This window comes from Caldanaerobius polysaccharolyticus DSM 13641 (assembly GCF_000427425.1).
In the GTDB taxonomy this organism is placed as follows: domain Bacteria; phylum Bacillota; class Thermoanaerobacteria; order Thermoanaerobacterales; family Caldanaerobiaceae; genus Caldanaerobius; species Caldanaerobius polysaccharolyticus.
In genome coordinates this window covers 318,742-326,453 of the sequence record NZ_KE386495.1, presented here as the reverse complement: position 1 = coordinate 326,453, position 7,712 = coordinate 318,742, and the positions used below count along the sequence as shown (strand labels likewise).

General features: G+C 38.7%; 12 protein-coding genes. All 12 read left to right on the top strand.

Features of this window, described 5'->3' with window-relative positions; genetic code table 11:
* Positions 1-368, top strand: a 368-nt coding sequence (locus CALPO_RS13595) for a helicase-related protein (RefSeq protein WP_035172476.1), incomplete at its 5' end; no start/stop codon positions are given.
* 94 nt (positions 369-462) lie between these two features.
* A complete protein-coding gene (locus CALPO_RS13590; protein WP_245589928.1) occupies positions 463-789 on the top strand; it encodes a gp33 family protein in 327 nt (108 codons plus the stop codon).
* Positions 790-813: 24 nt separating this feature from the next.
* A complete protein-coding gene (locus tag CALPO_RS0107895; RefSeq protein WP_026486825.1) occupies positions 814-1,557 on the top strand; it encodes a hypothetical protein in 744 nt (247 codons plus the stop codon).
* Between the two features lie 59 nt (positions 1,558-1,616).
* Positions 1,617-4,127, top strand: a complete 2,511-nt coding sequence (locus CALPO_RS0107890; RefSeq protein ID WP_026486824.1) for a DUF927 domain-containing protein — start codon at positions 1,617-1,619, stop codon at positions 4,125-4,127.
* A 325-nt stretch (positions 4,128-4,452) separates the two neighbouring features.
* A complete protein-coding gene (locus tag CALPO_RS0107885; protein WP_026486823.1) occupies positions 4,453-4,950 on the top strand; it encodes a hypothetical protein in 498 nt (165 codons plus the stop codon).
* A complete protein-coding gene (locus CALPO_RS0107880; protein WP_245589927.1) occupies positions 4,932-5,279 on the top strand; it encodes a VRR-NUC domain-containing protein in 348 nt (115 codons plus the stop codon). The genes CALPO_RS0107885 and CALPO_RS0107880 overlap by 19 nt, the downstream gene beginning before the upstream one ends.
* A complete protein-coding gene (locus tag CALPO_RS0107875) occupies positions 5,276-5,611 on the top strand; it encodes a nucleoside triphosphate pyrophosphohydrolase family protein (RefSeq protein ID WP_026486821.1) in 336 nt (111 codons plus the stop codon). Before CALPO_RS0107880 ends, CALPO_RS0107875 begins: the two co-directional genes overlap by 4 nt.
* Complete coding sequence (locus tag CALPO_RS0107870) at positions 5,608-6,075, top strand: DUF1492 domain-containing protein (RefSeq protein WP_026486820.1); 468 nt, start codon at positions 5,608-5,610, stop codon at positions 6,073-6,075. The genes CALPO_RS0107875 and CALPO_RS0107870 overlap by 4 nt, the downstream gene beginning before the upstream one ends.
* Before the next feature lie 143 nt (positions 6,076-6,218).
* On the top strand, positions 6,219-6,521 hold the full coding sequence (locus tag CALPO_RS0107865; protein WP_026486819.1) for a hypothetical protein: 303 nt from the start codon (positions 6,219-6,221) through the stop codon (positions 6,519-6,521).
* 95 nt (positions 6,522-6,616) lie between these two features.
* Positions 6,617-6,796: a hypothetical protein gene (locus CALPO_RS0107860; protein WP_026486818.1), complete on the top strand. Its 180-nt coding sequence runs from the start codon at positions 6,617-6,619 to the stop codon at positions 6,794-6,796.
* Positions 6,797-6,908: 112 nt separating this feature from the next.
* The gene (locus CALPO_RS13585) at positions 6,909-7,205 is read left to right on the top strand and encodes a hypothetical protein (protein WP_051585920.1); all 297 of its coding nucleotides are present in this window, start codon (positions 6,909-6,911) and stop codon (positions 7,203-7,205) included.
* Between the two features lie 31 nt (positions 7,206-7,236).
* Positions 7,237-7,647 (top strand): HNH endonuclease, encoded by a 411-nt coding sequence (locus CALPO_RS0107845; RefSeq protein WP_245589961.1) that lies wholly within the window; start codon positions 7,237-7,239, stop codon positions 7,645-7,647.
* Positions 7,648-7,712 lie beyond the last annotated feature (65 nt).

Below are 7,712 nucleotides of genomic sequence, written 5' to 3'. Positions count from 1 at the left end.
TGCTACAAGAGATGCAGATCGGATACAGTTTCATAACTGGAGAAGTACCAATAAATGAAAGAGGTAAGAAGGTAAAACAATTTCAGGAGGATCCAGACTGTAAGGTGTTTATAGCACAGATCCAGACAGCAGGGCTCGGCATTACGCTTCATGCTGCCGATACGGCAATCTTCTACAGCGTTGATTTTAGCTATGCGAACTACGAACAGGCAAGAGCCAGGATACATCGTATCGGCCAGAAAAACAACTGCACATATATTCACCTCCTGGCCAGAGGAACGGTTGATGAGCACGTGATGAAAGCCCTACAGAAAAAAGAGGATATGGCCAAGATGGTGGTGGACAATTGGAGGATGTATTTTGAATAAAGGGGAGGATAGATTATGGAAATATTTGAACTGGCAGATAAATTGAAAACTCTTCGGGAGCGCAAGAAGGCTCTTGAAGAGGAAGCGAAAAATTTTGAGTCATGAAATTGAAGAGACGGAAGCGGAATTGACAAGTCAGATGATTGAAAGTGAAATGCAAAGCTTCCAGAAAGCAGGCACATTATTCTATCTAAATACAAAAGTATTTGCTTCACCGATACCAGAGCAAAAACAACAATTATTTCAGGCACTTAAAGACAATGGTTATGGTGACTTGGTTTATGAGACAGTCAATAGCAATAGCCTTTCAGCTTTTGTAAAGGAACAAATTGAGCAAAATGAGGACAAGCTGCCTGAATGGCTTGACGGACTTGTAAATGTATACGACAAGGTAACTATTGGTATGAGGAAAGCAAAATAAAAATTTAAGAGAGGAGAATTTGAGATGGAAGAAACAAAAAATTTAGCGGTTGTTAATGAGTTTACTTTGCCCGCACTAAATAATGACATGGGCGAGGCAATGGCAGAAGAAATGGACGGTTTACCAACCTCATTTGATAGAGTAAAAATACCAACAGGCGGAGGATTGACTTTTGAAATTCCTGGGGATGATCCCAACAACCCTGATATTGCAAAAGAAATAGTCGGAGTCATAGTAGATCATCACCCAATTAACGCATACTGGAAAGAAAAATTTGAAGGTCAAAACAATCCTCCGGATTGTAGCTCCCTTGATGGCAAAAGAGGTATAGGTGTACCCGGAGGCAATTGCAAAAACTGCCCATACAATCAGTTCGGCAGCGCAGCAGATGGAAAAGGTAAAGCTTGCAAAAACATGCACAGGGTATACATTTTGAGAAGCGGCGAAGCATTTCCACTTTTACTTACACTACCACCGACAAGTATAAAACCTTTTGCCGATTATTTGGCCAAAAGAATTATTACAAAGGGGCTTAGATCCTATGGCGTAATAACAAAGATAACTCTTAAAAAAGCAACAAACAATTCAGGAATTGTGTACAGTCAAGCCCAATTCCAATTAGAAAGTATACTGGATCAAAACCTGGTAGAACAATTAAAGGCATACTCGCAAGGTATTAAAGCGACAACGAGACAAATTGACATAGAAGACAGCGATGTAATTGAAGTTGAAAATCCACAAATTAATGAGGAAAATATGCCGTTTTAACCTCCCTGCCCGGGCTTTATGCCCGGGGCCTTCAAATATAACGGTGGGAGGTGAGATTGATGGAAGATTTGGACTCAAAAATCGATTGGATACAATTCTACGGCAAATATTTTCCCAAAATGAAACCGACCGGCGCCAACAAGATGCTTGTCAACTGCCCCTTCCACGATGACCAGCACGCTTCCATGTGGTTCAACACCACAAACGGATTGTGGAAATGTGAAGCTTGCGGAGCGTCGGGCAACGGGCAGACCTTCCTTGAAAAAATCGATGGCATCAATGGCAAGGAAGCCTACAAAAGGCTTTTGATAGAGGCCGGAGAGTACAAAGAACCGCAAAAAAAGAAAACAATCAAATATACCGTTGAAGATTACTGCGCGGAAAAGCATTTTCCTATCGAGTATATCGCCAGCCTTGGAATTAAAAACGGAAAAGTCGGCATTTCAATACCATACATGGACGAATCAGGCCAAGTAATTGCGAACCGCCAGAGATATCATCCACAAAGCTCTATGCGATTTAGTTGGAACAGAGGAAGCAGGGTTCATTTGTATGGCCTGTGGAAAATGGCAGAATTCAGAGAAAAGGGATATATCGTACTTGTAGAAGGCGAAAGCGACGCGCAAACGCTATGGTTTTATAATATACCTGCTCTCGGTGTTCCAGGTGCCACTACATTCAATCCTGATTGGGTACCGATATTAGACGGACTTACGATTTATATTCATCAGGAACCAGACCTTGGCGGAGAGACATTCTTAAAGAAAGTATGCGAAGCTTTAGCATATAAGCAGTTTCAAAGCAAGGTTTATAAAGTACAGATTCCAGGTGTCAAGGATCCTTCTAAATTACACATTGATGATGCAGAACATTTTGAACAACGTTGGAACGCTGTTATGAAAGCAGCTCAAGAAATAGACATAACGGAATTTAAGACAAAAGTCGAAGAGGTTATTCCTGGCGCACCAATACAGCTCAGGATGCCGGCAGGATGGAGAATGTCGCAAGATGGCATATATTCAATCAATGACAAAACAGGCCTCCCAGAGCGTGTTTGCAGAACACCTGTGCTTTTAAATAGTCGAATAAAATCTCTGGATACTGGTGAGGAGAAAATGGAGATTGCATTCTATCGCGATGGCAACTGGCAAAAAGAGATAGTTCAACGCAGTACGATATTCCAAAGCAGGACAATCACGCAGCTTGCAGACATAGGGATCACCGTCACATCTGAGAACGCAAAGCTTCTCGTAAAGTTTCTCGGAGCTCTCGAAGCTGAGAATATTGATATATTGCCGCTTAAAAAGTCAGTCAGTCAGCTTGGATGGTATGGAAAATACTTTTTACCATGTCATAGTGGAGACCTGGTATTGGACATAGATAGAAACTCGAGAAGGTGGGTAGATGCATACAGTCCTGAAGGCACATTAGAACAGTGGGTCGAAAGCATGAGGCCGTACAGAGAAAACGCGATTTTCAGATTCATATTAGCCAGCTCATTTGCCGCTCCATTATTGGAACCATTGAATCACAGAATATTTTTCGTACACAACTGGGGCGACTCAAGAAGCGGCAAAACTGCGGCGCTCAAAGCAGCTCTCTCTGTGTGGGGCGATCCAGAAGAATTAATAACGAGCTTCAACGCCACTAAAGTTGGGCTTGAGAGGATGGCTGGGTTCTTCAACGACCTTCCTCTCGGCATCGACGAACGGCAGGTGGCAGGTAGTAAGCAGGACTTTATAGATCAGCTTGTGTATATGCTATCTACCGGATCCTCTAAATTAAGAGGTGCTAAAACAGGTGGATTGCAGAGCATGAAGTCCTGGCGAACCATAATTTTGAGCACAGGTGAAGAACCGCTAACTACTATGAGCTCTCAAACCGGCGTAGCGACAAGGGCAATCGAAATATTTGGGTCACCCTTTGCTAATGAAAATGAAGCAAGAAAAATGCATGAAATTACTTCGCAGTATTATGGCACGGCGGGGCCTACCTTCATAGAAAAACTTCTTCAAGAAATAGGGCCTAACCATGAAAAGTTAAGAACGAGACATAAAGAAATTCAGGACAAGCTTACAGAAGAATATCCGGATAAGCTCGGATCCCACATTTCGGCGGTAGCAGCAGTGGTTTTAGCTGATGAGTTAGTATCACAATGGTTATTTGAAGAAGATATAGACAAGTCCTATGATATGGGGTCAGAGATATTAAACTCACTGGAAAGTTCTCAGGAGGCTGATGTCGTAGATAAAGCGTATGAATTTATTAAAAGCTGGCTTTTGGCCAATTTGGAACAGTTTACCGATGATGCAAGGCCTCCAAGGTACGGATTTATTGAAAATGATGTTTATTATGTGTTTCCGCATATTTTAGAGGATGAGCTTAAAAAGCATGACTTTTCTTACAGAAAAATTATGCGTGGACTTGGTGAGAGGGGGAAAATAGGCATTTCATGGACTGGTAGTAAAAAGCAATATTCCGTTGTGAAATACTTCAAAGATAAGCCAACTAGATTTGTTTCAGTAGATTTATCAGAGCTTAAGGAACTAGAAGAAACACCACCGTTTTAAAAATTTTCTTACTCCTGATAATTTTAGGAGTAAGAAGGAGTAAGTTAGGAGTAAGCCCTAGAATCTGCACAAATAAAGTCTTTTATATAAAATATTACTCCTTACTTCTCTAAAATATTACTTTCTTTATAGTAAAGTGTGATGCAAAGAACTATAAGTGAACTTCAATTCTTATGGTTACATTTTTTATATAAATGATTGTTTTTTAGGAGTAATAGGAGTATAGGAGTAAGAAACCGCTTAAATAGTAGATTTAAAGTTTATAAATCTTACTCCTAGGTTACTCCTAAACAAAAAAGTTACACCTAGTGCGGAGGTGAGAAGTATGAATGACAAAATTAAGCAGTTAGAACACCTAAAATCTCGTCTCAAAAAAGCATATTCATTACCTTTCGCAGAACAACAAAAGTGGCAAAAACAGATAAAAGAGCTAGAAGATCAGGTATCTACACTAGAACGTGAGCTAGGACTTTTCTCGGAAGACAAAGCCATAAATCTTATGACAGCTGCAATGTATAAAGTAGCAGAGCTCGCCTGGGATGATTTCAATCTCTTAGGATTCTTCAAAAAACATCCTGATATAGAACAAAGATATACTAACGCAGAGGATAAAGTTAACCAGGCATTTAAAACTGGTGGGATCTCATACTTTGAGAAAGCACTTCAGGAATATATTGATATTTTCGCTGAGATATATGCAATTCATAAAGGGCAGAAAAAAGAAGATTCATATAAGCAAATAGGCTTTTTTGAGCTTCTTTCTGGAGATCCGGAATATCAGGAAGCTATGGAGGTGTTCCGAAATTGGAACGCAGCAAGTTAGAATCAAAAATTTTAGAATCAAAAATTACGGCTGAAATAATGCGATATCTTAAAAAAGTACCTTATCTATTCTTTTGGAAAGAGCATGGCGGTATGTATGGTACTGCTGGAATACCGGACATAATCTGTTGCTATCAAGGAAGATTTCTGGCCTTTGAAGTAAAGAGGCCAGGAGAGCGACCTACAAAGCTTCAGGAAAAAACGATAAAAGACATACAGGAGGCCGGAGGAATAGTTTACGTGGTGAATAGCGTCGATGATGTGAAGAAGTATTTTGAAAGTCTTAATAAGTCTTTGTGTAGGAAAAAGTTAAAGGAGGTAGTGTCATGACATTAAATGACTATCAAGTCATGGCGATGAGGACAAAGCCAGAATATAAAGATTTTGAAGAACAAATAGACAATGCCTGCTTAGGACTGGTAGGGGAAGTCGGAGAAGTGGTAGACGTCGTGAAAAAGTGGCTGTATCAAGGACATCAGTTGGACAGGCGAAAGGTTGGCGAAGAGCTCGGCGACATTTTATGGTACATTGCGCTTATGGCCGATGCGTTGGGAATTACAATGAACGATATAGGGCAGCAAAATATAAAGAAGTTACTCGAAAGGTATCCTAACGGATTTGAAACTAACAGATCTGTTCATCGAAAGGAGGATAGCAATTGAGGTTGGAACCAGGCTGGGCGGTTAAGACTTTAGAGCATTTTTTATACAATTACTACAACGAACTAAGAATAGTACATGATATGAAGAGAGATATAATAGAATCATCACCTGCACAATTTACAGAGATAGGAGGCAATGGAGTCAGCCATAGCAATAACCCCACCGAATTAAAAGGAATCAAGTTAGCAACAAATCAGGAAATAATCCGTAAAGAGAAATGGCTTAGGGTAGTAAAAGATTTAGTAGAGGATATGAAAGTAATTGATAAAAGAGAAGGGAAAAAATATGTTGGACTCATTCAAAAGAAATATTTCGATGAGCTTGGTGAAAACCAAGTATGTGAAGAATTAAATATTGAACGCACAACATACTTTAAATGGAAAAAGGATATCCTAAGACATGGTTTAATGCTTGCAACAGCATTAGGATTGATAAAATATGAGGAATTGAGGAAAGCTTCTTAAAAGTTCGCTACTGTTTTTAATATGTATATTTGGTATAATCTATAATAGATGAATAGAAAGTTCAGCCCGGTTTCCCCCTTGCCGGGCTAAAGTTATTGCGCAATTATCCGATAATATTTACAAAAAGTTAAGGGGGATTATAAATGAATAAGATAAAAACAAATTTAAAAAGTGGAACAATATACGAAATCAAAAAATATCATTATACAGTTGGTGGGCAGTTGTTTGCGGAAATTGAAATATTGAATTTTGGCGATTCTTATGGCATACAAGGAAATATTATATATGACAATAAAACAATTCCCATTGGTAAATATTTACGTAAAACAACGTATGATAGTATCGAAGAAGCTTTAAATGATGCTATTAAAGAAGTTGAAGAAAAAATAAAAAATCATCCATGGGTAATTCAATGCGAGGAAAAAGCAAAAGAAATAGGTTTATAAAAATTTATAATTTATTTGGAGTTCAAAGATCCCTTTATCTAAAAATTAGGCAATTTCCCATTAATATAGCGAATTACCATTTGGAGGTGAAACAAATGTCGAAATGCATAAATTGCAACAAAAATGAGGGTTCATATGAATATTCTGAAGGCGGATATGTATGTGATGAGTGTGTAAAGGAATATTTTGTATGTCCTAGGTGTGGTAAAGCTTTTCCAAAGGAATCAGGAGATGCGGGGAATGGTTTCTGTGAAGAATGTTCTAAAGAACTTTAGAAAATTTTAATTAGTGGAGCCCGAAAGGCTCTTTTTTTATGCATATTATGGAAGCAGGAATATTCCTCACAGTGCAGAATTAAATATTTAAAACTGTGAGGAGGGATGTTAAATGAGTTTGTTTGGTAAAAAAGAAACCCCTGAAGAAAAGCAACAAAAAGAATTACAAATGTTTATGGACAGATATCAATTAGAAGATTTAGATGAAAAAGATTTAATAGTGTTGCGAAGAATATCGCAAGATTTAGCGGGGAATAAATGGTTCAAAGCAGGTATGGCACTAAGTTTTGCAAAAGCAGAAGAACAAGCAAAAGTAACATATCTTAGTGCACTTGTAGAGCAAAATTGGATGATAATAAGGCAGTTAAGTAGATTAAACAGAAATATAGAAAAGCTGTTGGAGAAATAGGACACCGTATCAGGTGTCTTTTTTATTGGAGATGATAGTAATGCCGCCAAGACCACTAAGACCATGTAAGAAGCCAAACTGTACAGCTTTAACCCGAGATGAAACTGGGTACTGTGAGAAACATAAAGTAGAGTACTTAGAAATACTGAAGAAGCAGAAAGCAGAAAGGGATAGACGATATGATGAGAACATTAGAAAAACGCGGGATAAACAGTACTACGAGTTTTACAAAAGCGATGAGTGGGAGAGAGTTAAAAAACAGATTTTAATAAGAGATAAAGGATTATGCCAGTGGTGTTTACAAAAAAGAATAATTAAAACTGCTGATGTAATTCATCATATAGTGCCGATTAAAGATGACTGGAGTAAGAGATTTGATTTAAGTAATCTTGTTAGCTTATGCTATGAGTGTCACAACAAGCACCATGCCAGCAAGGGGTAGGGGGATGTCAAAAATTTCAAGCTTGTGCTGGGGAGCCGGCGGCGCGGGGCTTTCTTCGCACAAAA

What these genes read in the sequence shown, in the direction of transcription:
- CALPO_RS0107895 (WP_026486825.1), top strand. Translation starts at nt 814, where the DNA reads ATGGAAGAAACAAAAAATTTAGCGGTTGTTAATGAGTTTACTTTGCCC.
- CALPO_RS0107890 (WP_026486824.1), top strand. Translation starts at nt 1,617, where the DNA reads ATGGAAGATTTGGACTCAAAAATCGATTGGATACAATTCTACGGCAAA.
- CALPO_RS0107885 (WP_026486823.1), top strand. Translation starts at nt 4,453, where the DNA reads ATGAATGACAAAATTAAGCAGTTAGAACACCTAAAATCTCGTCTCAAA.
- CALPO_RS0107875 (WP_026486821.1), top strand. Translation starts at nt 5,276, where the DNA reads ATGACATTAAATGACTATCAAGTCATGGCGATGAGGACAAAGCCAGAA.
- CALPO_RS0107865 (WP_026486819.1), top strand. Translation starts at nt 6,219, where the DNA reads ATGAATAAGATAAAAACAAATTTAAAAAGTGGAACAATATACGAAATC.
- CALPO_RS0107860 (WP_026486818.1), top strand. Translation starts at nt 6,617, where the DNA reads ATGTCGAAATGCATAAATTGCAACAAAAATGAGGGTTCATATGAATAT.
- CALPO_RS13585 (WP_051585920.1), top strand. Translation starts at nt 6,909, where the DNA reads ATGAGTTTGTTTGGTAAAAAAGAAACCCCTGAAGAAAAGCAACAAAAA.
- CALPO_RS0107845 (WP_245589961.1), top strand. Translation starts at nt 7,237, where the DNA reads ATGATAGTAATGCCGCCAAGACCACTAAGACCATGTAAGAAGCCAAAC.